The organism is Azospirillum sp., from assembly GCF_050789165.1.
The window spans coordinates 32,824-52,626 of record NZ_JBOZRT010000095.1 but is presented as its reverse complement, the minus strand read 5'-3'; the positions used below and the strand labels follow the sequence as shown (position 1 = coordinate 52,626).

Annotated in this window: 20 protein-coding genes; 6 read left to right on the top strand and 14 right to left on the bottom strand. The window is 70.4% G+C overall.

The window, feature by feature from the left end; translation table 11 throughout:
* From ACRWK7_RS21565 to ACRWK7_RS21545, 5 genes are all read right to left on the bottom strand, one after another.
* Positions 1-232 (bottom strand): 1-deoxy-D-xylulose-5-phosphate synthase N-terminal domain-containing protein (locus ACRWK7_RS21565; RefSeq protein WP_431858347.1); only part of this gene is annotated, 232 nt, incomplete at its 3' end.
* Positions 233-246: 14 nt separating this feature from the next.
* On the bottom strand, positions 247-1,113 hold the full coding sequence (locus ACRWK7_RS21560; protein ID WP_431858349.1) for a polyprenyl synthetase family protein: 867 nt from the start codon (positions 1,111-1,113) through the stop codon (positions 247-249).
* A gap of 25 nt (positions 1,114-1,138) precedes the next feature.
* Positions 1,139-1,393, bottom strand: a complete 255-nt coding sequence (locus ACRWK7_RS21555; protein ID WP_431858346.1) for an exodeoxyribonuclease VII small subunit — start codon at positions 1,391-1,393, stop codon at positions 1,139-1,141.
* Positions 1,394-1,703: 310 nt separating this feature from the next.
* A complete protein-coding gene (locus ACRWK7_RS21550; RefSeq protein ID WP_431858345.1) occupies positions 1,704-2,633 on the bottom strand; it encodes a histone deacetylase family protein in 930 nt (309 codons plus the stop codon).
* A 124-nt stretch (positions 2,634-2,757) separates the two neighbouring features.
* Positions 2,758-2,985, bottom strand: coding sequence for a sulfurtransferase TusA family protein (locus ACRWK7_RS21545; RefSeq protein ID WP_431858344.1), 228 nt, complete (start codon positions 2,983-2,985; stop codon positions 2,758-2,760).
* A 184-nt stretch (positions 2,986-3,169) separates the two neighbouring features.
* Here ACRWK7_RS21545 and ACRWK7_RS21540 point away from each other — a divergent pair, with 184 nt between their 5' ends.
* A complete protein-coding gene (locus ACRWK7_RS21540) occupies positions 3,170-3,520 on the top strand; it encodes an ArsR/SmtB family transcription factor (RefSeq protein ID WP_431858343.1) in 351 nt (116 codons plus the stop codon).
* Here the strand turns inward: ACRWK7_RS21540 and ACRWK7_RS21535 are convergent.
* Positions 3,517-3,918 carry a DUF423 domain-containing protein gene (locus ACRWK7_RS21535; protein WP_431858342.1) on the bottom strand — a complete coding sequence of 134 codons (402 nt, stop codon included), beginning with the start codon at positions 3,916-3,918 and terminating at the stop codon, positions 3,517-3,519. The two genes, ACRWK7_RS21540 and ACRWK7_RS21535, sit on opposite strands and share 4 nt — an antisense overlap.
* A gap of 157 nt (positions 3,919-4,075) precedes the next feature.
* On the opposite strand from ACRWK7_RS21535, the gene ACRWK7_RS21530 reads away from it, so the two are divergent.
* Positions 4,076-4,999 (top strand): response regulator, encoded by a 924-nt coding sequence (locus tag ACRWK7_RS21530; protein ID WP_431858341.1) that lies wholly within the window; start codon positions 4,076-4,078, stop codon positions 4,997-4,999.
* Here ACRWK7_RS21530 and ACRWK7_RS21525 read toward each other — a convergent pair whose 3' ends face one another.
* Both ACRWK7_RS21525 and wrbA read right to left on the bottom strand, forming a co-directional pair.
* Complete coding sequence (locus tag ACRWK7_RS21525) at positions 5,000-5,959, bottom strand: glutathione S-transferase family protein (RefSeq protein WP_431858340.1); 960 nt, start codon at positions 5,957-5,959, stop codon at positions 5,000-5,002.
* Positions 5,960-5,976: 17 nt separating this feature from the next.
* Complete coding sequence (gene wrbA, locus ACRWK7_RS21520; protein WP_431858339.1) at positions 5,977-6,579, bottom strand: NAD(P)H:quinone oxidoreductase; 603 nt, start codon at positions 6,577-6,579, stop codon at positions 5,977-5,979.
* A 123-nt stretch (positions 6,580-6,702) separates the two neighbouring features.
* On the opposite strand from wrbA, the gene ACRWK7_RS21515 reads away from it, so the two are divergent.
* Complete coding sequence (locus ACRWK7_RS21515; RefSeq protein WP_431858338.1) at positions 6,703-7,635, top strand: LysR family transcriptional regulator; 933 nt, start codon at positions 6,703-6,705, stop codon at positions 7,633-7,635.
* Between the two features lie 147 nt (positions 7,636-7,782).
* The gene (locus tag ACRWK7_RS21510) at positions 7,783-9,840 is read left to right on the top strand and encodes a methyl-accepting chemotaxis protein (RefSeq protein ID WP_431858337.1); all 2,058 of its coding nucleotides are present in this window, start codon (positions 7,783-7,785) and stop codon (positions 9,838-9,840) included.
* Positions 9,841-9,954: 114 nt separating this feature from the next.
* Here the strand turns inward: ACRWK7_RS21510 and ACRWK7_RS21505 are convergent, their stop codons facing one another.
* The 3 genes from ACRWK7_RS21505 to ACRWK7_RS21495 form a co-directional block, all read right to left on the bottom strand.
* Positions 9,955-10,329, bottom strand: coding sequence for a hypothetical protein (locus ACRWK7_RS21505; RefSeq protein ID WP_431858336.1), 375 nt, complete (start codon positions 10,327-10,329; stop codon positions 9,955-9,957).
* A gap of 107 nt (positions 10,330-10,436) precedes the next feature.
* The gene (locus tag ACRWK7_RS21500) at positions 10,437-11,279 is read right to left on the bottom strand and encodes a DMT family transporter (protein WP_431858335.1); all 843 of its coding nucleotides are present in this window, start codon (positions 11,277-11,279) and stop codon (positions 10,437-10,439) included.
* Between the two features lie 339 nt (positions 11,280-11,618).
* Complete coding sequence (locus ACRWK7_RS21495; RefSeq protein ID WP_431858334.1) at positions 11,619-14,144, bottom strand: cation:proton antiporter; 2,526 nt, start codon at positions 14,142-14,144, stop codon at positions 11,619-11,621.
* 172 nt (positions 14,145-14,316) lie between these two features.
* Here ACRWK7_RS21495 and ACRWK7_RS21490 point away from each other — a divergent pair, with 172 nt between their 5' ends.
* Entirely contained in the window at positions 14,317-14,532 is a 216-nt protein-coding gene (locus ACRWK7_RS21490) for a hypothetical protein (RefSeq protein ID WP_431858332.1), read from the top strand.
* 102 nt (positions 14,533-14,634) lie between these two features.
* On the opposite strand, the gene ACRWK7_RS21485 is transcribed toward ACRWK7_RS21490, so the two are convergent.
* Genes ACRWK7_RS21485 through ACRWK7_RS21475 form a run of 3 tightly spaced genes read right to left on the bottom strand, consistent with a single transcriptional unit; the run spans position 14,635 to position 17,501 of the window.
* The gene (locus ACRWK7_RS21485) at positions 14,635-16,155 is read right to left on the bottom strand and encodes a sensor histidine kinase (protein ID WP_431858331.1); all 1,521 of its coding nucleotides are present in this window, start codon (positions 16,153-16,155) and stop codon (positions 14,635-14,637) included.
* 1 nt (position 16,156) lies between these two features.
* A complete protein-coding gene (locus tag ACRWK7_RS21480; protein WP_431858330.1) occupies positions 16,157-16,960 on the bottom strand; it encodes a response regulator transcription factor in 804 nt (267 codons plus the stop codon).
* Complete coding sequence (locus ACRWK7_RS21475; RefSeq protein WP_431858329.1) at positions 16,953-17,501, bottom strand: hypothetical protein; 549 nt, start codon at positions 17,499-17,501, stop codon at positions 16,953-16,955. The genes ACRWK7_RS21480 and ACRWK7_RS21475 overlap by 8 nt, the downstream gene beginning before the upstream one ends.
* Before the next feature lie 895 nt (positions 17,502-18,396).
* On the opposite strand from ACRWK7_RS21475, the gene ACRWK7_RS21470 reads away from it, so the two are divergent.
* Positions 18,397-19,677 carry an MFS transporter gene (locus ACRWK7_RS21470; RefSeq protein WP_431858328.1) on the top strand — a complete coding sequence of 427 codons (1,281 nt, stop codon included), beginning with the start codon at positions 18,397-18,399 and terminating at the stop codon, positions 19,675-19,677.
* The last annotated feature ends 126 nt before the right edge of the window (positions 19,678-19,803 follow it).

Sequence of the window (19,803 nt, the reverse complement as noted above, 5' to 3'; positions counted from 1 at the left end):
CGACGTCCCAGATCAGGCGGTCGTCGGGGGTGTTGAAGACGTAGTGCAGGGCCACCGTCAGCTCGACCACGCCGAGGCCGGCGCCGAGGTGGCCGCCGGTGACGGAGACGGCGTCGATGGTCTCGGTGCGCAGCTCGTCGGCGAACTGGCGGAGCAGGTCGGGTCTCAGCGCGCGCAGATCGGCGGGAATGCGGACCTGATCGAGGAGCGGCGTCTTGCTGGTCGCGGTCACTCTCTCACTCCTTGTCACGTGCGCCGGGTCACGACGTACTCGGCGACGGCCTTCAGCATGTCGGCGCGTCCCTCGAAGATTTCCAGGTGCTCGGCGCACTGCCTGGCCAGCATCTCGGCCTGGGCGCGGGCGCGCTCGCGGCCGAGGATGGAGACGAAGGTGGCCTTGCCGGCCGCCGCGTCGCGGCCCACCGACTTGCCGGTCTCGGCCTCGGTGCCCTCGACGTCCAGCAGGTCATCGACGATCTGAAAGGCGAGGCCGAGGTCATGCGCGTAGGCGCGCAGCGCCTGCCGCATCGGCGGCGCGGCCTTGCCCAGGATGGCGCCGGCCTCGCAGGAAAAGGCGATGATGTCGCCGGTCTTCATGCGCTGCAGGCGGGTGACGGTGCCGATGTCGAAGGTCTCGTGCTCGGCGATCAGGTCGAGCATCTGGCCCCCGACCATGCCGTGCGGCCCCGCCGCCCTGGCGAGCGCCGCGACGAGGCCGCAGCGGACATTCGGATCCTCGTGCGTCGCCGGGTCGGCCAGCACCTCGAAGGCGTAGGTCAGCAGGCCGTCGCCGGCCAGGATGGCGGCGGCCTCGTCGAACTGGCGGTGAACGGTCGGCCGGCCGCGGCGCAGGTCGCCGTCGTCCATCGCCGGCAGGTCGTCGTGGATCAGCGAGTAGCAGTGCACCATCTCCACCGCCGCGGCGGCGCGCAGCGCGCAGGTCGGGCTGACGCCGAACAGCGTGGCGGAGTGCAGCACCAGGAACGGCCGCAGCCGCTTGCCGCCGCCCAGGCTGCCGTAGCGCATCGCCTCGTACAGCCGGTTCTCCGGGTAATCAGTGGAGGGCAGGAGGCCGGCGATGGCCTGCTCGACCTGCTCCGCGGCTTCGGCCATGGCGGCCTTGAGGAGGGTTCCCACGTCAGTCGATCCGTGCCGGTTCAGTGCCGATGCCGCCGTCGGCGGCCACCGTGATGCGGTCGACCTTGGCCTGCGCCTCCCGCAGCTTGGCCTCGCAATGGCGCTTCAGCGCCGTGCCGCGCTCGTAGGAGGAGATCGCCTCGTCGAGCTTGCCCCGCCCCTCCTCCAGCTGGCGCACGATGCGCTCCAGCTCGGCAAGGGCGTCTTCGAAGCTCATCGCCGCGATGTCCGGCGGGATCGGGGGAAGGTCTGACATGATGGGACCGCTGGTGAAACCGATTGGAGAAATTAGGCCCGCAGGGCGCGGATGCGCAAGCGCGGACGGCCGTCTTATGACGGCGGCATGACCGAAAGAAGGAGCATACGGCCGGCGCCACCGCCGAATGGAACAGTTTGGAACACCGTGAAACAGTGTGCAGGGGGTGTTCAGTTCACAGTCCGGCGCCGCCGCTCACCAAGGACTATGATCCTACCACAAGACGCCGCGTCTGGCAAGGGCGCCGCCGTCGCGAAGACCTTTCAGACCGTCATCCCCGCCTTTCCGGGGATGACGGCAGGACGAGGTTCTACGCCGCCATCAGCTCGCGCACGTGCGCCGCGCAGGCCGAGGCCAGGGCGCGCAGGTTGTAGCCGCCCTCCAGCACCGACACCACACGCGCCCCGCAGTGCGTGCGGGCAAGGTCGCCCAGCTTGCGCGTCGCCCAGGCGAAGTCGTCGTCCATCAGGTGCAGGCTGGCCAGCGGATCGCGCGAGTGGGCGTCGAAGCCGGCCGAGATCATGATCAGGTCCGGCTTGAAGTGGTCGATCGCCGGCAGGACGATGTGCGCCATGGCGTGCCGGAACTCCGGGCTGCCCGCCATCGCCGGCAGCGGCGCGTTCACGCAGTTGCCGTACTCCCCCTTCTCGCCCGGATCGCCGGTGCCGGGATAGAGCGGGGACTGGTGTGTCGAGCAGTAGAGCAGGTCCGGGTCGTCCTGGAAGATGTCCTGGGTGCCGTTGCCGTGGTGCACGTCGAAGTCCATCACCGCCACGCGCTGCAGCCCGTGCACGGCGCGCGCGTGCAGCGCGCCGACCGCCACGTTGTTGAACAGGCAGAAGCCCATGGCCTTGGCGCGCTCGGCGTGGTGGCCGGGCGGGCGGACGGCGCAGAAGGCGTTGCGCGACCGGCCCGACGCCACCGAGTCCACCGCCGCGCACACCGCGCCCGCCGCGCGCAGCGCCGCCTGCCCCGACAGCGGCGACAGCACGGTGTCGGCGTCGACGCCCGCGTGCCCGTCCTCCGGCACCGCGGCCATCACCCGCTCGATGTGGGCGAGGGGATGGACGCGGGCGATCTGCTCGGTCGTGGCGAGCGGCGCCTCGGCGCGCTCCAGCAGGTGGAAATCCTCCGCCTCGAGCGCCGCCAGCACCGCCCTCAGGCGGTCCGAGCACTCCGGATGCCCGAGGCCGGTGTCGTGCTCCAGGCAGATCGGGTGCGTGAACAGGGTGGTCAGCATGTTTGTTTCGATAAGCTTCTTTTAAGACGGCCGGCGTCGTTGGCATTTCCTGGCGCCATTGTTCCCGCATCGTCCCGCAAAGTACAGGAGGAATGCGGGCCGCATCGTCGCAGGAGGCACACCCTCAGGCGGTCCGCTCGACCTCGATCCGGTAGACGCCGCCGTCCTCGGTGCTCGCCAGCAGGCGGTTGCCGGTGGTCTCGCAAAAGGCGGCGAAGTCCTTCGGCGCACTCGGATCGGTGGCCTCTATCGCCAGCACGTCGCCAGCCGCGAGCGCCTTCAGCGCCTTGCGGGCACGCAGAACGGGCAATGGGCACAGCAGCCCTTTCGCATCAAGCTCATGTCGCGCCATCGCAACGGCTCCATACTGAATGAAAAACTGAAATCAATAGCTTGCTTGGGACATTAGCGCACCAACGGTTCTGGTACAATGGACGGACAAGCACAGTAGACAAGCACGTGGAACCGTCCATATCATGTGGTAACACCAGCGATTGGTCCAGAATCCGGGCCGCGCGCAGGCAGGGGGCATTTCGATGAACGTCGCGGATCTGCAAGCCAACGCACGCAAGGCAAGCACGCTGCTCAAGGCCATGAGCAACGAGCGGCGGCTGCTGATCCTCTGCCACTTGGCGCTCGGCGAGAAGTCGGTCGGCGAGTTGGAGGAATTGGTCGGCCTCAGCCAGTCGGCGCTGTCGCAGCACTTGGCGCGCCTGCGCCGCGACAAGCTGGTGACGACCCGGCGCAGCGCACAGAACATCTACTACTCGCTGCACGGCGACGAGGCGAAGCACGTCATGGCGACGCTGCACGAGCTGTACTGCGCCCGCCAGCCGAGCGCCGCCGCCAACGACGGCGACAACCGCGCCGCCGCCAGCCCCGCCTAACGCCGCCAGCCGGGCAGCAGCGCCGCCAGCGCCAGGACGCCCCACCCCGCCATCAACGCGGTGCCGCCGGTCGGCGCCGTGTTCGCCACCGGCAGCGCGATCCCGAAGGCCAGCGCGTACAGCGTCCCGCAGAACAGCACCAGCCCCGCCACGAACAGCCAACCGGCCAGCCGCAGCGCCAGCCGCGCCACGCCCTCGGTGCGCGCCGCCAGGAGCAGCGCGGCGAGCAGCGCCAGCGCGTGCCAGAGCTGGTACTGCCCGGCGGTGCGCACCCACTCCTGCGCCTTCTCCAGCCCCGGCGCCGCCAGCGCGTGACTGGCGTAGGCACCGGCGCCGACCGCGACCGCCGCGTTGAGGCCGGCGAACGCCAGCCAGATCCGCCCGATGAAGCCCATCATTCCCACCGCCGTTGAAGCCGGGCCGGAGCATAGCCGATTGGCCCGCGGTTTGCTGCGGTCCCGTGCATGTTGTGGACGCACCACGAAAACCAAAGGCTTTCGCGGAATGCGTCCGCAAACTGCGTTGCAAATTGCCACGGCCGAGCGGACCGGACTCATGGACGCGATGAATCGGGAAGCCACAGAGCGGATCGCCCAGCCAGCGGTCGGCGCGGGGGTGACCGGTACGGTCGTGCCGCGCTCCGCCCTCCACGTCTTCGTTCCCGCCGACCTGACCCACGCCGCGGCGCTCGAGCTGGTCGAGGCGGCGGCGGACAAGGGCTTGTGGCTCGACAGCCTCATCGACCCGTCCGCCCCGCCGCTCGCCCGCGGCGACGCCGCCGGCATCCGGCAGGCGGTGCGCCGGCTGGCCGAACGCGCGCTCGCCGCCACCGACCGCGGCCACATCGCGGTGGCGCTGAGCGCCGAGCTGGCGGGGCCGGGTCTGTGCACGTTGCGGTTCTCGGTCAGCGACACCGCGCCGCCGCTCACGCCCGCGCAGCGCGACGCGCTGACCGAACCGCTGCGCGTCTTCGGCCGGTGCGGCTGCGAGGAGCGGCCGGACGGCGGCAACCGCCTGTGGTTCGCGGTGACGGTCGAGGCGGTCGAGGCCGACGCTCCGCCCGAGAGCGCCGCCGACCGGCTGCACCGGCTGACCGCCTGGGCGCGCGGCCGCGGCGGCCGCATCCTGGTGGTGGACGACAGCGCCACCAACCGCACCATCGCCGCCGCCCTGCTGCGCAAGGCGGGCCTGACGGCGACCCTGGCCGACGGCGGCGTCGCGGCGCTGCGGCTGATCCGCGAGGAGGCGTTCGACGCCGTCCTGATGGACGTGGCGATGCCGGAGGTGGACGGCCTGGCCGCCACCGCGGCGATCCGCGCCCTGCCCCAGCCGCTGGCCGGCGTGCCGATCATCGCGATGACCGCGCACGCCTTCCCGGAGGACCGCACCCGCTGCCTGGCGGCGGGCATGGACGACTACGTCGCCAAGCCGTTCCAGGCCGTGGACCTGCTGGAGGCGCTGGCGCGGCGGCTGCGGTAGCTACAGCCCCGGCCCCAGACGCCCGCGCCCGTGCGGCGAGTCGAGGTCGAGGTCCGGCCCCTTCGGCACCACGCCGGTGGGGTTGATGGTGCGGTGGCTGGCGTAGTAGTGGCGCTTGATGTGGTCGAAGCGCACGGTCTGCGCGATCCCCGGCATCTGGTAGAGGTCGCGCAGGTAGCCCGACAGGTGCGGGTAGTCGGAAATCCGCCGCTTGTTGCACTTGAAGTGGCCGACGTACACCGCGTCGAAGCGCACCAGCGTGGTGAACAGCCGCCAGTCCGCCTCGGTCAGCCGGTTGCCGACCAGCCAGCGCGCGCCGGCCAGCCGGGCGTCCAGCTCATCCAGCGCGTCGAACAGGGCGTCGAAGGCCTGCTCGTACTTGTCCTGGGTGGTGGCGAAGCCGGCCTTGTAGACGCCGTTGTTGACGCGGTCGTAGACGACGGCGTTGATGCGGTCGATCTCGTCGCGCAGATCCTCCGGGCAGAAGTCGCGCGAGGCGTCGCCGAACGCGTCGAACTCCCGGTTCAGGATGCGGATGATCTCGGCCGATTCGTTGTTGACGATGCGGCCGCTCGCCTTGTCCCACAGCACCGGCACCGTGACGCGCCCCGAGTAGCCGGGCCGCGCCCTGAGGTAGACCTCGTAGAGGAAGCGGGCGCCGGTCAGCGGATCGCCGCCCTCCGGGAACTCCCACCCGTTCTCCAGCATCAGCGGATCGACGGCGGAGACGGAGACCACCTCCTCCAGCCCCTTGAGGGTGCGCAGGATGAGCGTGCGATGGGCCCACGGGCAGGCGTAGGAGACATAGAGGTGGTAGCGCCCGGCCTCCGCCTTGAACGGCGTCGAGCCGTCGGCGGACACCCGCTCGCGGAACTGCGTCGCCGGCCGGACGAAGGCGCCGCCGGTCGCCTTGGTGTCGTACCACTGGTCGGTCCAGCGCCCGTCGATCAGCTGACCCATCGCTCGCTCTCCTGGTGTTACCCGTGCAGCTTCCGGGCGATCTCCGCCACGTGGCGGGCCTGGAAGCGCATGCCCTCCAGCTCGACCGCGCTGGGCTGGCGCGAGCCGTCGCCGCCGGCGATCGTGCTGGCGCCGTAGGGCGAGTTGCCCATCACCTCGGTCACGCCCATCTGGCCCTGGAAGGCGTAGGGCAGGCCGACGATCACCATGCCCTGGTGCAGCAGCACGATGTGGGTGCTGAGGATGGTGCTCTCCTGCCCGCCGTGCTGGGTGGCGGAGGAGGAGAAGACGCTGCCCACCTTGCCGACCAGGGCGCCCTTCACCCACAGGCCGCCGGTCTGGTCGAGGAAGTTCTTCATCTGGCCGGGCATGTTGCCGAAGCGGGTCGGCACGCCGAAGATGATGGCGTCGTAGTTGGCCAGCTCGGCCGGGTCGGCGACGGGGATGTTCGGCTCCTCCTTGAAGTGGGCGCTCTTGCGCACGTCCTCGGGCACCGTCTCCGGCACGCGCTTGACCGTCACCTCGGTGCCGGGCACGGAGCGCGCGCCCTCGGCCGCCGCCTGCGCCATCGTCGCGATGTGTCCGTAGCTGCTGTAATAGAGAACCAGTACCTTGGCCATCGTCACTGTCCTTCCCATGATTGCCGGGCGGCACCGCCCGCCGCATCTGACTTAAACCGCTGCGACGTTTCGGTGTACCCGCCGCGCTGGCACTTCATCGTTGCCCGGTGTAGAACAATGCCCATGGATCGCCTCGACGACATGCTGGCCTTCATCAAGGTGGTGGACGCCAAGAGCTTCACCGCCGCCGCGGACCGGCTGAACCTGTCCAAGTCCGTGGTGTCGCGCCGCATCGCCGACCTCGAGAACCGGCTGGGCGCCCGGCTGCTCAACCGCACCACGCGCAAGCTGAGCCTGACCGAGGTGGGCCAGGCGTTCTACGAGCGCTGCACCCGCATCATCTCCGACCTGGACGAGGCGGAGCGCGCGGTGGCCGACCTGCACGCCGCCCCGCGCGGCCGGCTGCGGGTGAACGCGCCCCTGTCCTTCGGGCTGCTGCACCTCGCCCCGGCGGTCGCCGAGTTCATGGAGCGGTTCCCGGCCATCGAGATCGACATCGACCTCAACGACCGCTACGTCGACCTGTTCGACGAGGGCTACGACGTGGCGGTGCGCATCGGGCGGCTGCGCGACAGCTCGCTGATCGCCAAGCGCCTGGCGCCCAACCGCCGCGTCATCTGCGCGGCCCCCGGCTATCTGGAGAAGCACGGCACGCCGCTCACGCCGGAGGACCTGGCGCAGCACCGCTGCCTGCTCTACACCAACGTGCCGACCGCCGAGCAGTGGCAGTTCAAGGTGAACGGCGAGACGCGCACCGTGCGCGTCAACGGCACGCTGCGCGCTAACAACGGCGACATCCTGATGGCGGCCTGCGTCGCCGGGCACGGCATCGTCGTGTCGCCGACCTTCCTGTGCGGCGAGGCGCTGGCGTCCGGCGCGGTGCGGTGCCTGCTGTCGGACTATTCCTTCTCGGATTCGGCGGTGTACGCGGTGTACCCGCAGAACCGCCACCTGTCGCCCAAGGTGCGGGCGTTCGTCGATTTCCTGGCGGCGCGATTCGGTCCCGAGCCCTACTGGGACGCCGCCCTGCCCGCCGCCGTCCGCGCCGCGGCGTAGTTGTCACGCCCCCTCCTCTGCCGTTTGGGCTAATCCATTGACAAAGGTCAAGTCGCCGTCCCCACCGGACTGGTAAGAGCGGTGGCTTGACGGTGGCGGCCCGGCGCGCAGGCGCCGGCGACCGGCCGGATCGACGGAGAGACGACCATGCAGAGCCTGACCCGCCGCCTGCGGATCCGCCACCGCTTCGCGCTGGTGGTGATCCTGCCGTTGCTGGGCATGCTGGGATTCTCGGTCGCCACCATGCTGGAGAGCCGGCGGACGCTGCTCGCCATGGAGCGGCTGGAGGAGATGGCCGGGCTGGTGTCCGACGTCAGCGCCGTGGTGCACGAGCTGCAGAAGGAGCGCGGCACCTCGGCGGTGTTCCTGTCCAGCCGCGGCGCCAAGATGGCCGACGCGCTGGTCGAGCAGCGCAACCTCACCGACCGCGCCGCCGAGACCTACCGCCGCACCGCTGAGCGCTTCCGCGTCAACGGCGCCGACCCGGCGCTGGCCGCGCGCCTCGACGCGGCGCGCGCCGCGCTCGACCCGCTGCCGGCGCGGCGCGCGGCGATCTCCGCCCTGACGCTGCCGGCGCCGGAGTCCGCCGCCTTCTACACCGGCAGCATCCAGCGGCTGCTCGACATCACCGGCGAGATCTCGCGCGCCGGCGGCGCGCCCTCGGTGTCGGGCCTGATCGTCGCCTACACCAACCTGCTGCACGGCAAGGAGCGCGCCGGGCAGGAGCGCGCCACCGGCGGCGCCGGCTTCGGCGCCGGCGCCTTCGACCCGGCGCTGTACCAGCGTTTCCTCGGCCTCGGCGCGCAGCAGCAGGCGTTCTTCGAGTCCTTCGCCACCTACGCGCCGGAGGACCTCAAGACCGCCTTCAAGCAGGCGATGTCCGGCGACGCGGCGGAACGCGTCGAGGCGATGCGCAAGACCGCCTACGCCGGCGGCCTGAGCGGCGCGCTGAACGGCATCGCCGGCGACACCTGGTTCGCCACCGCCACCGCGCGCATCGACCTGCTGAAGGGCGTCGAGGACGCGGTCAACGCCACCCTGCTGACGCGCGTCCGAGACGTGCGGGCGGACGCCTTCTCGGCCTTCGTCATCGTCACCGGGTTGGCCGCGCTGCTGCTGGCCGCGACCATCCTGGCGAGCGTCGCCACCATCCGCGGCATCACCGTGCCGCTCCACGCGCTGAACGCCACCATGCGCCGGCTGGCCGACGGCGACCTGAACGCCGGCATCCCCGGCCTGGAGCGCGCCGACGAGATCGGCGAGATGGCCGAGGCTGTCCAGGTCTTCCGCGAGCACGCCGAGCAGCGCGCCCGCCTGGAGGCCGAACAGCACGCCGCGCAGGAGGCCAAGGAGCGGCACGCCGAGGCGCTGCGCCAGCTGGTGCAGGACTTCGACCGCGACGTGACCGGGCTGCTGGGCACCGTGCACGGCGCCGCGGCGCGGATGCGCACGGTGGCGCAGGGCATGTCCGAATCGGCGAGCGAGAGCACCCGGCAGGCGACCTCCGTCGCCGCCGCGGCCGAGCAGGCGTCGAGCAACGTGCACTCGGTGGCCGCGGCGTCCGAGGAGCTGGCCGCCACCATCGGCGACATCGCGCACCAGGTGGCGGATTCGCAGCGCATCGCCGGTCAGGCGGTGGCGGAAGCCGACCGCACCAACGCCACCGTCGGCAGCCTGGTCGAGACCGCCGAGCGGGTCGGCGAGGTGGTCAACCTGATCAGCGAGATCGCCAGCCAGACCAACCTGCTGGCGCTCAACGCCACCATCGAGGCGGCGCGGGCCGGCGAGATGGGCAAGGGCTTCGCCGTGGTGGCGAGCGAGGTCAAGCACCTCGCCACCCAGACCGCCAAGGCGACCGAGGACATCACGCAGGAGATCAACCGCATGCACGCGGTGTGCGGCGAGGCGGCGAACGCCATCCGCACCATCGGCGAGACGATCCGCCAGATGAACGCCATCGCCGTGACGGTCGCCGCCGGCATCGAGCAGCAGGGCGCCGCCACCGCCGAGATCGCCCGCAACGTCACCCAGGCGGCGCAGGGCACCGGCGAGGTGACCAGCAGCATCATCGCCGTGCGCGAGGTGGCGCTGAAGACCGGCAGCGCGTCGACCGAAGTGCTTGAGGCGTCGGGGAGCCTGTCCAAGCAGGCGGAAGTCCTCGGCAGCAAGGTCGAGCGCTTCCTGGCGGACATCAACCGGGCGTAATTTCCTCCCCTCTCCCGTCCCGGGAGAGGGTGGCCGCGAAGCGGCCGGGTGAGGGTAGATCCAAGGATCCTCGCAGGCCCCTCACCCTCCCGGGGCGGGAGAGGGACTGTAAACTCACGCCTCCGGCTTGCGGCGCTTGTGGCGGAGGTTAAGGGCGTTGAGGAAGCTGGTCGGCGCCTGGGCGGCGCCGCGCTCCTTGCGCGGGGCGGTGCTGAGGAAGCCGGCGACGCGGCCGCGCAGCTCGATCGCGTCGCGCGCGGCGGTGTCGGCGTCGGCGGCCACCTTGCGGCGCACCGCGGGATCCAGCGTGTTGAAGGCACGGCTGGCGAATTCGAAGGCCGGCTGCGACTTGGTGGCGACCACTTGGCGCAGCGCCTTGGACACCAGCACGGTGTCCAGCCCGCCCGGACCGGAGACGCCGTCCAGCACGTCGGCGAGAATGCCGATGGCCTGGAGGGTACGGCTGTCGTCGAGCGAGAAAGTCTCCATGGCGCCCCTGCCGATGATCGCGGGGCCGGGTCGCCCCGGTCCCAACCGCTAGATAAAAATTAATACACACACCGTGGGACGCAAGTCACGCAGTCTCTTGCGGGTCACTACGCGGAACGGTTGACCAGTGCCACGCCGACCACAGTCATCGCCATGCCGACCAGCGCAACGGCGCCCAGGCGCTCGTCGAACATGGCCCAGGCCACCACCGCGGTGACCGGCGGCGTCAGGTAGAACAGGCTGGCGACCTTCGCCGCGGCACCTTTGCGAATCAGCGCGAACAGCAGGAAGATCGCCCCCACCGACAGCACCAGAGTGAGCCAGGTCAGGGCGAAGACGAACTCCCCGGTCCAGTGCACGCGCATGGATTCGGTGAGCAGCGCGATCACCGCGAAGGCGGCGGTGGTGGCGGCATACTGGATGGTGGCGCCGGTGCGAAGGTCCATGCCGGTGCAGTGGCGCTTCTGGTACAGGGTGCCCAGCGTGATCCCCACCAGCGCCGCCACCGCCGCGCCGAGGCCGATCGCGCTGCCGGTGCCGACGGTGAGCTTCTCGCTGACCACCAGCCCGACTCCGATCAGCCCGAGCAGCAGCCCGCCCCACTGCCGCGCCGACACCCGCTCGCCCAGCAGCCAGCCGGACAGTGCCGCGGTGAGCAGCGGCTGGATGCCGACGATCAGCGCGGTGATGCCGGCCGGCACCTTCTGCGAGATCGCGAAGAACACGCCGCCGAGATAGACCGCGTGCACCAGCAGCCCGGCCACCGCGATGTGCCCGACCAGCCGCCAACTCCCCGGCCAGGGGGCGCGCGTCACCAGCGCGACGAGGCCGAGCAGCGCCGCCACGGCGAGCATGCGCAGCAGCAGGAAGGTGAAGGGCTCGGCGTAGGGCAGCCCGAACTTGGCGCCGATGAATCCGGTGCTCCACAGCAGCACGAACACGGCGGGCATCACCCGCACCCAATCCGACCGCACCCCGCCGGCAACCTGTTGCGCCATCATTCGCCCCCGCGTTTTGTTGGTTGTTTAAGCGGTCGGGGGAGCGGTGGAAAGCGGCGTCGTGGCAGGGGTGGGTTGCGTGGCCGGGCTTTGCGGAGCTTTCTTGACCGTCATCCCCGCTTTCGCGCATAGGCGCTCAGTTTAGCGGTTGGCGGCCGTTTTCGGCGACCAATCACTGCCCCAAACCCGTCATCCCCGCGAAGGCGGGGATCCATACGTTCCACAGCCTCTTGCCTCGGGAGTTATGGATCCCCGCCTTCGCGGGGATGACGAAAAAACGAGGAGGTGTGCTTACTCCCCCGCCGGAACCGCCACCGCCTTGACCGGCAGGAAGGGCGCCCGCCGCTTGGCGGCGACGTCCTCGATGTGGGTGCGCAGCGACGGGTCCTTGCGCACGAGGCGCCAGAAGTCCTTCTCCTCCAGCACCAGCAGCTGGCAGTAGCCGAGCGCCCGCACGTCGGCGTTGCGCGGCTGGCCGTTGAGCAGCGCCATCTCGCCGAAGAAGTCGCCGGAGCCGAGCTTGACCGGAGTCTCCAGCCCCGGCACCAGCACCTCCACCGCGCCGGAGGCGATGAAGAACATGCAGTCGCCGCGGTCGCCGCGCCGCACGATGGTCTCGCCCGGCAGCACGAGGCGCGACTTCAGCAGCTTGACGATGCGCGCCGCCCGCTCCGGCGCCAGACCGGCGAAGATCGGCACCCGGCGCACCAGCTCGTTGCGGTCGAGGCGCAGGTCGAGGGTCGGCGCCTGCTCCAGCGCGCGGCGGCGGCCGGCGATGTCGCGCTCCAGGTCGTTCAGCACCTCCTGCGAGATCACCGATTCCGCGTGCAGCGCGCGGTAGTCGGCGGCCTCCAGCCGCAGCGCGGCGCGGCCCAGGTACTGGTTCTGCAGGACGGTCGCGTAGTCCGGGTACTGCAGGCGCAGCGCCGCCAGCGCCTTCTCGACATGGTCGAGGCGCACCGCCAGCAGCCCGTCCAGCTCCGCCGCGCTGTCGGGGCCGAGCACCTGGGCGAGGCGCTGCCGGCTGAAGGCGCGCAGCTCGCGCAGCACCATGCGCACCGACACCAGCACCTCGAACCGCATGGCCAGACGGCGGGCCAGCGGGCGCTGGATGCCGAAGTGGCGGTGCAGCCAGCTGGCCGCGCGCATCTGCAGCGAGAAATCGATGATGCCGTCGGCCGCCTTGGCGTAGCCGGCCTCGCCCTGCGCCCGCACCGCGTCGAGCGTGCGGGCGGCGCGCGCCGCCAGGAACTCGACCACGCCGCGCGACAGGATGCCCTCCTGGAAGTGGGCGTAGTAGCGTTCCTGCTCGCGGTTGACGAGGATGACGAGGCCGATGGTGACGCGCTCCGCCTCCGACAGCGGGGCTTCGGCGTGGCGCTCGCTCTCGATCGCCTCCAGGCGCTCGCCGTAGTGGTCGAGCAGCCGCTGCGCGGCCAGTTCCTCGATCTCGTAGGTGCGGGCGAGGTCGCCGACGCGCTCCTGCACGCGGGCGACCGACAGCGCCAGCGCGCGGTTGCGCATGGCGCGCTCGACCGGCGACAGGCGGTCCAGCCCCAGCTTGTGCATCACCGGGCGCAGCGTCGTGCCGTTGACGAACAGCGTGAAGAACACGAAGCCGGTCGCCAGCACGGCGACGAACTCCTGCACGCCCGCCGACACCCGGCCGTTCTCGGTGACCGCCATGGCCAGTGTCAGCGACACCGCGCCGCGCAGGCCGCCCCACAGCATCACCGCCTTGGTGGCGTGGCCGACGCGCTGCGCCAAGCCGAAGGCCGACAGCGCCGGCAGCAGGCCGAACAGCACCACGCCGCGCGCCGCCAGCGCCGCCGCGACGGCCACCGCCAGATAGCCGACGTCGCTCCACGACACGCGCTCGACGATGTGCGGGATGACCAGCGCCACCAGCAGGAAGATCAGCGAGTTCGCCCAGAATCCCAGCTGCTTCCAGATGTGCTCCAGCGCCACCCAGGTGTCGGGCGAGATGCGCGTCTTGCCGACCGAGCCGACCACCAGCGCCGCCGCCACCACCGCCACCACGCCGGACATCTCCAGATAGTGGTCGGCCAGCAGGAAGCTGAGGTAGGCGAGTGCCACGGTCAGCGTGATCTCCGCCATCGGCTGGTCGCGCACCGGCGTCACCAGCAGGCAGGCGAGGCGCCCCAGCACGAAGCCGACGCACGCGCCGCCGCCGAAGCTGCGCAGGAAGTCCAGCGCCGCCTCCAGGGCGCCGCCGTCGCTGCGCCGCGTGAGCATGCCGAGCAGCAGGGAGAACAGGGCGATGGCCGCGGCGTCGTTCAGCAGGCTCTCGCCCTCGACCAGCATGGTCAGGCGGCGCGGCGCGCCGAGGTCGCGGAAGATGGAGACCACCGCCGCCGGGTCGGTGGTGGCGACGATGGCGCCCAGCAGCAGGCACGGCACCAGCCCCATCGGCGACACCGCCCACAGCGCGTAGCCGACCGCGAAGGTGCAGACGAACACCGCCACCACCGCCATGGCGAGGATCGGCGCCAAATCGTCCATCAGCCGGCGCACGTCGATGGCCAGCGCCGTTTCGAACAGCAGGACGGGCAGGAAGATGTAGAGCAGCGTCTCCGACGACAGGTCGAGGCCGGAGAGGGAGACGAAGAAGTCGCCCAGCGGCCCGGCCAGCCCGTCCAGCACGGTGGCGCCCTTGATGAGCGCGCCCAGCGCGATGCCGGCGGCGGCCAGCAGCACCGTGTACGGCACCCGCAGCCGCGCCGCCAGCGGCGGCAGCGCGCTGACCAGCAGCAGCAGACCCGCCACACCGAGAACGTAGACGACGATCGCGTGCATGGCCGTTCGCTACCCCTTCCGATCCGCGGCAACCGTAGCGGCGGGTTGTGGCAACAGCAAGGCTGCCGGCTGCGACAATCGGGGGATGACCACACCCTGGACCATTGGCCGGGCTGACATCAGCGGACGACGATGTACGCTTTGTTTCATGTCCTTACCCGAGGAGCGGGACGTGAACCGGTTGGAAGACGCACTCATCCCCCTGGTCGCCGCCGCGGTGCTGGTGCAGATGCTGACCAGCACGCCGCTGCGCTTCGACGCGCTGATCGCGGCCTGGGAGGCGCCGAAGGCGCCCTTCGTGCAGGTGCACACCGAGCCGGAGCGGCCGACGGCGCCGCGCGCGGTGCTGGTGCGGGACAAGGACGATCATTTCGGCGGGGCGTCGTAGGGAGTTTGCCCCCTCCCCAGCCCTCCCCCGCTTCGCGGGAGAGGGGGCCTTTATCCCCTCCACCGCGAAGCGGGGGAGGGTCAGCGAGGAGGCAGCGACAAACTACCCCACCACCGGCAGCACGATCCGCATGCGGAAGCCCCGCGTGTCGCGGCGGTTCTCGCCGGTCACGGTGCCGCCCAGCGCCTCGATGTTGCGGCGGACGATCCACAGCCCGATGCCGAAGTGCGTGCCTTCCGCCGTGTGGCCGCTCGGGTCGTCCTGGGGCATGCCCTTGCCGGCCTCGCGCTGCGAGAAGTAGCGCTCGAAGATGCGCGGCAGGTTGCCGGGATCGACGCCGGGGCCCTCGTCCTCCACCACCAGCTCGACGGTGCGGCCGTTGCGGCCGAGGCGGACGCTGACCGTGGCGTCGGCGGGGGAGAAGCTGACGGCGTTCTCCACCACGTTCTCGACCACTGTCTCCAGGATGTCCTCGCTGGCGCGCACCACCACGCCGGGCTGGATCGAGGAGCGCATGTGCAGCTTCCGCTCCGACAGCAGGCCGGTGTAGCTGTTGGCCATGCGTTCGACCAGCGCGGACATGTTGATCTTCTTGCGCGGCGGCTCCAGCAGGTCGGCGGCGGCCTCGTCCATGCGGCGCGTGAACGACACCAGCCCGTCGAGCTTGTCCAGCGACTTGTCGATCATGGTCAGCGCGCGGTGGCTGCGCATGTCGTCCTCCGGGAGCGCACGGCGCAGCGGCTCGGTCGACTGGCGGATGACGGCGATCGGCGTCTTGAAGGCGTGCGCGTTGTCCTCAGCGGCGCGGCGCAGCTGCACGGCACTCTGCCGCAGCGTGTCCACCATCCTGTCGAAGGCCTCGGCGACGCCGGCCAGCTCGGGCACGGTGTTGCGCTGGGCGAAGCTCTCGCCGGGGGACTCGCCGCCGACGAGGTCGCGGGCGAGGTCGCCGAAGCGGTGCAGGTTGCGCATGACGCCGACCAGCACCAGCAGCACCAGCCCGGCCATCGCCACGTAGATCAGCGCGGCCAGCTGCACGTTCGCCGTCTTCCAGTACGGCCGGCCGAGCGAGGAGCCCAGCAGCGCCTCGGTGTCGTTGCTGGTGACCAGCGCCCAGCAGCCGAAGCCGGTGTTCATCGGCGTGATGGAGGTCAGCACCTCCTCGGCACCGGACGTGCGCGGCACCCGCATGGCGAGCGGCACGTTGCCCTCGCAGCTGGAGCCGAGACGGTCGAGCACCCCCTGCTCGACCAGCTGCCGGCGCTCGGCGTCGAGGTCGGCGGTGGAAACGGCGGGCGCGGCGCCGACGTAGAAGAAGCCGTCGCCGCCCGACAGGGTGCGCGGGCGGACCAGCAGGCGCAGGCGCGTGCGGTCGTCGGCGAAGCGGGTGAGCACCTGCCCCATCTGCGGCAGGCTGGCGCGGTCGGCGCGGCCCAGTTCGGGCTGGATGGCGCGGGCGATCAGCCGGCCCTGCTGCTGCGCGCTCTGCAGCAGCAGGGTCTGGCTGGTCTCGTCGGCGCGCCGGAACTGATCGTAGATCAGCACCGGCACGGCCAGGAACACGATGGTCAGCAGCGCCAGCCGGCTTGCCAGCGAGCGCCACAGCCACCGGGTCCGGGCCACGTTACTCCGCAGCAGCGGCAGCGTCGTCGAGGAGGCCAACGTCCGCGTCCTCATTGCCATTGCGCTGTCCGGTCCCGTCGCCCCAGCGGTAGCCGAAGCCCGGGTAGTTCTCGATGCAGTCGAACTCGGCATCGACCGCGCGGAACTTCTGGCGGATGCGCTTGATGAAGGCGCGCACGTTGGCGCGGTAACCGGAGGGACCATAGCCGGCCAGGAAGCCCTTGCCGTGCACCAGGTCGTAGATCTCGCGGTAGGAGACGTCCTCCTCCGGCCGGGTCGCCATCAGCTTGACGATGTTGAACTCGGTCAGCGTCAGGTCCACGCGGGTGCCGTCCCACAGCGCGCGGCTGTTGTCCAGGCGCAGCTCCAGCTTGCCCAGGTGGTGCACGCCGGTGTCGTTGGCGGCGACCTCCTCGCCCGGCACCTTGTTGCCGTCGATGATGAGGCGCATGCGCTTCAGCAGGATCGACAGGCTGCGCGACTTCTCGACGAAGTCGAGGGCGCCGCCGGACAGCGCGGCCTCCTCGTAGATCTGGTCGGACAGCACGGTCAGGAAGATCACCGGCAGGTCGATGCCGCGGGCGCGCATCTGGCGCAGCACCTCAAGGCCGTCCATCTTCGGCATACGCCAGTCGAGCAGCACGATGTCGACCTGGCCGCCGTTGGCGAAGAAGTCGAGCGCCGGCTCGCCACGGTCGAAGGAGACCACCTCGAAGCCCTCGTCGCCGAGGTTGAGGCCGAGCGACTCCCGGAACAGGTCGTCGTCGTCGACCAGCGCGACGCGCGCCAGCGTTGCGTTACTCATGGCTGCCGTCCCCGGCTTGGGCAAGCAGTTGGGCGAAGCATCGTTGATCGACATCTGGGACATGGTCGCTGCTCTTCACATCGTAGGAAAGGGCTCGGAAGTCCTGGGACGACAGGTCCATGTAGAAGAAGACCTTCAGGGTGCAGGCGCCGTTGGCGTAGCTCCACACCCGGGCCGGAGCCTGGTCTTCCATGGAAACGGGGACGCCCAGGAGGCGCTTGGTCTGGCGCTGGTCCAGTCCCATCAGCGCATCCGGATCGAGTTTGGCCGGGGCGGCCATGGCGACGCCGATGCCGGCAGGCACCGTGGTCGAAAGGCCTCCCTGGGGAGTCTCGGCGCGCACCGGCGGCTTGGCCTTCGGTCGCGGCGCCTGGGTGGACGCCACCGGCCCGCTCGTGCGGGAGGACAGCGTCGCGGTGTCCGGGGGGACGGTGGTGCCGGGGCACCCGGTCAGCAGCAGGACCGCCAGCACGAGGCCCGCCCCGCTCCGCCGGCCGCGGGTGCCGACGCCTCCAGCCACTTCGTGCATGGTTCCGGTCATGGTCATGCTCCGGACCTTTCAAACATCGTGGTCGAATTCGCGGGTGTCTTTCGCGCCATCTCTGCCGCAGTTCCCGCCTCCGGTGCGCTGAAGATCAATCGATCCTGGTTAATGCTGGGTTAAATGACGGTCGCATACCCCTTTTTTGCGGCCGTGTTGGCACATTTTTCTGAAATTTCCCAGGCGAACAGCGGATGTAGGCGGAATCTCCCCAACTCGTTGCTGTCGAGTTGTTTCGGTTTTCAACCTAATTTGCGCGGCACCCCAGCCGCATAGCCGGAAAGCTGTAATCACGAACACGAATGTGCACGGGAGTATTCCCCTGGGTGGCACGAGCCTGCGGCAGGGCTGCCCCTCCCCTCCCGTCATTCCCGCACAGGCGGGGATCCATACGGTCCACAGCCACTCGCTTCGGAACTTATGGATCCCCGCCTTCGCGGGGATGACGAACAAAAAGGTAAAGACGGTGGTGGACAGGTGCCGAAGTCAGCGCCTGTAAGCCTGCGCGAGGATGACGAACGATGAACGATGCGGAGGGGAAGCATGCCCCGAAAAGCAATCCGGCGGCGGAGCCACCCGGGAATGGCTCCACCGCCGTTCAGTCGGACGGGCAACACATCGTTCCGATGAGCCCCGCGTAGGGGCCGGAGTTTGCCTCTTCAAGTCCGACCGTGTTTCCGACCCGGCCTCAGGCCTGTCGGTGATGAGCGATCAATGCCGGAAAAGCATCACCGTTCACCCCGTCAGCGTGCTCCTCCCCGGCAGCTCAGTCAAGAGTCTGGCGTGTGGCAAAAAACGCGGGGTTTGTCCTTGCCGGGGTAACCCTGACCGGGGCACCTTCTCCTTCCTGGCAAGGCGGCAACCGCCGCGTGAAGAAGAACCACCGAGGTCACACGTGACCGAGCACGAACGTCCGAGCGTGCCGTACCGCATCCTGCGCGTCTTCGCGCCGTTCGCCGTCGGCTACTTCATGTCCTACCTGTTCCGCACGGTGAACGCGGTAATCGCCGACGAGCTGACCGCCTCGCTGGGCGTCACCGCCGCCGGGCTGGGCTTCCTGACCAGCGCCTACTTCCTGGCCTTCGGCGCGTTCCAGGTGCCGCTGGGCATCCTGCTCGACCGCTATGGTCCGCGGCGGATCGAGACGGCGCTGCTGTTGGTGGCGGCGGCGGGCGCGGCGCTGTTCGCGGTGGGCGACGGGCTGGCGACGCTGGCGGCCGGGCGGGCGCTGATCGGCGTCGGCGTCTCGGCCTGCCTGATGGCGGCGATCACCGCCAACGTCGCGTGGTGGCCGGTCGAGCGGCTGCCGCTGGTCAACGGGCTGTTCCTGGCGGCCGGGGGACTGGGCGCGGTGTTCGCCACCACGCCGGTGCGCGCGCTGATGACCGTTACCGACTGGCGCGGCCTGTTCCTCGCCCTGGCCGTGGTCACGACGGCGTGCGCGGCGCTGCTCTACGCCGTGGTGCCGGAACGGCCGCGGCGCGGCGGCGCCAATCAGGGCGCCAATAACCGCGCCACGTGGGGCGCCATGCTGCGCGGCACCGGACGGGTGTTCTCCAGCCCGGTGTTCTGGCGCCTCGCGCCGGCGTCGGTGGTCGTGCAGGGCGTCTTCATGGCCTACATGGCGCTGTGGGCGGGGCCGTGGCTGCGCGACGTCGAGGGCTTCGACCAGACCGCCGTCGCCACCCACCTGCAGTACGCCGCCATGGCGATGGTCGCCGGCTACACCGGCTTCGCGCTGGCCACCGACGCGTTGCGCCGCCGCGGGATGAGTCCGGCCACCGTGGCGTCCGCCGGCCTGCTGCTCGCCACCCTGGTTCTGGTGGCCATGGAAGCCGGCTTGCCGGTCCCGCCGGTGGTGTCCTGGGTGCTGTACCCGCTGTTCGCCAGCGCCTCGGTGCTGGTCTACTCCGTACTGTCGCAGAACTTCCCGGTCGAGCTGGCCGGGCGCGTCAACACCGCCGCGAACCTGCTGATGTTCGCGGTGGCCTTCAGCCTGCAATGGGGCCTCGGCTCAGTGATCGGCGCCTTCCCGCCCGGGCCGCAGGGCGGCTACGCGCCGGAGGGGCACCGGCTGGCGCTGCTGATCGTGGTGGCGCTGCAGACGACGGCGCTGCTCTGGCAGATGTGGCCGCGCCGGACGCCGCGCCCCGTCCTGGAGACGCCGACACCCTGAGCGGGGTACGCCCGTTCCCCCGTGCCTCCTCCGGTCCGTCCGGCGGGCCACCTTCGGAACCCTGACCTTCGCCCTTTGTTTAAGGGTCGAGTTTCCGCAAAGGCGGCCAAGCCCGCACACGACACG

Coding starts and splice junctions, on each gene's coding strand:
- ACRWK7_RS21560 (WP_431858349.1), bottom strand. CDS start 1,113: ATGGCCGAAGCCGCGGAGCAGGTCGAGCAGGCCATCGCCGGCCTCCTG.
- ACRWK7_RS21555 (WP_431858346.1), bottom strand. CDS start 1,393: ATGTCAGACCTTCCCCCGATCCCGCCGGACATCGCGGCGATGAGCTTC.
- ACRWK7_RS21550 (WP_431858345.1), bottom strand. CDS start 2,633: ATGCTGACCACCCTGTTCACGCACCCGATCTGCCTGGAGCACGACACC.
- ACRWK7_RS21545 (WP_431858344.1), bottom strand. CDS start 2,985: ATGGCGCGACATGAGCTTGATGCGAAAGGGCTGCTGTGCCCATTGCCC.
- ACRWK7_RS21540 (WP_431858343.1), top strand. CDS start 3,170: ATGAACGTCGCGGATCTGCAAGCCAACGCACGCAAGGCAAGCACGCTG.
- ACRWK7_RS21535 (WP_431858342.1), bottom strand. CDS start 3,918: ATGATGGGCTTCATCGGGCGGATCTGGCTGGCGTTCGCCGGCCTCAAC.
- ACRWK7_RS21530 (WP_431858341.1), top strand. CDS start 4,076: ATGGACGCGATGAATCGGGAAGCCACAGAGCGGATCGCCCAGCCAGCG.
- ACRWK7_RS21525 (WP_431858340.1), bottom strand. CDS start 5,959: ATGGGTCAGCTGATCGACGGGCGCTGGACCGACCAGTGGTACGACACC.
- wrbA (WP_431858339.1), bottom strand. CDS start 6,579: ATGGCCAAGGTACTGGTTCTCTATTACAGCAGCTACGGACACATCGCG.
- ACRWK7_RS21515 (WP_431858338.1), top strand. CDS start 6,703: ATGGATCGCCTCGACGACATGCTGGCCTTCATCAAGGTGGTGGACGCC.
- ACRWK7_RS21510 (WP_431858337.1), top strand. CDS start 7,783: ATGCAGAGCCTGACCCGCCGCCTGCGGATCCGCCACCGCTTCGCGCTG.
- ACRWK7_RS21505 (WP_431858336.1), bottom strand. CDS start 10,329: ATGGAGACTTTCTCGCTCGACGACAGCCGTACCCTCCAGGCCATCGGC.
- ACRWK7_RS21500 (WP_431858335.1), bottom strand. CDS start 11,279: ATGCCCGCCGTGTTCGTGCTGCTGTGGAGCACCGGATTCATCGGCGCC.
- ACRWK7_RS21495 (WP_431858334.1), bottom strand. CDS start 14,144: ATGCACGCGATCGTCGTCTACGTTCTCGGTGTGGCGGGTCTGCTGCTG.
- ACRWK7_RS21480 (WP_431858330.1), bottom strand. CDS start 16,960: ATGAGTAACGCAACGCTGGCGCGCGTCGCGCTGGTCGACGACGACGAC.
- ACRWK7_RS21475 (WP_431858329.1), bottom strand. CDS start 17,501: ATGACCGGAACCATGCACGAAGTGGCTGGAGGCGTCGGCACCCGCGGC.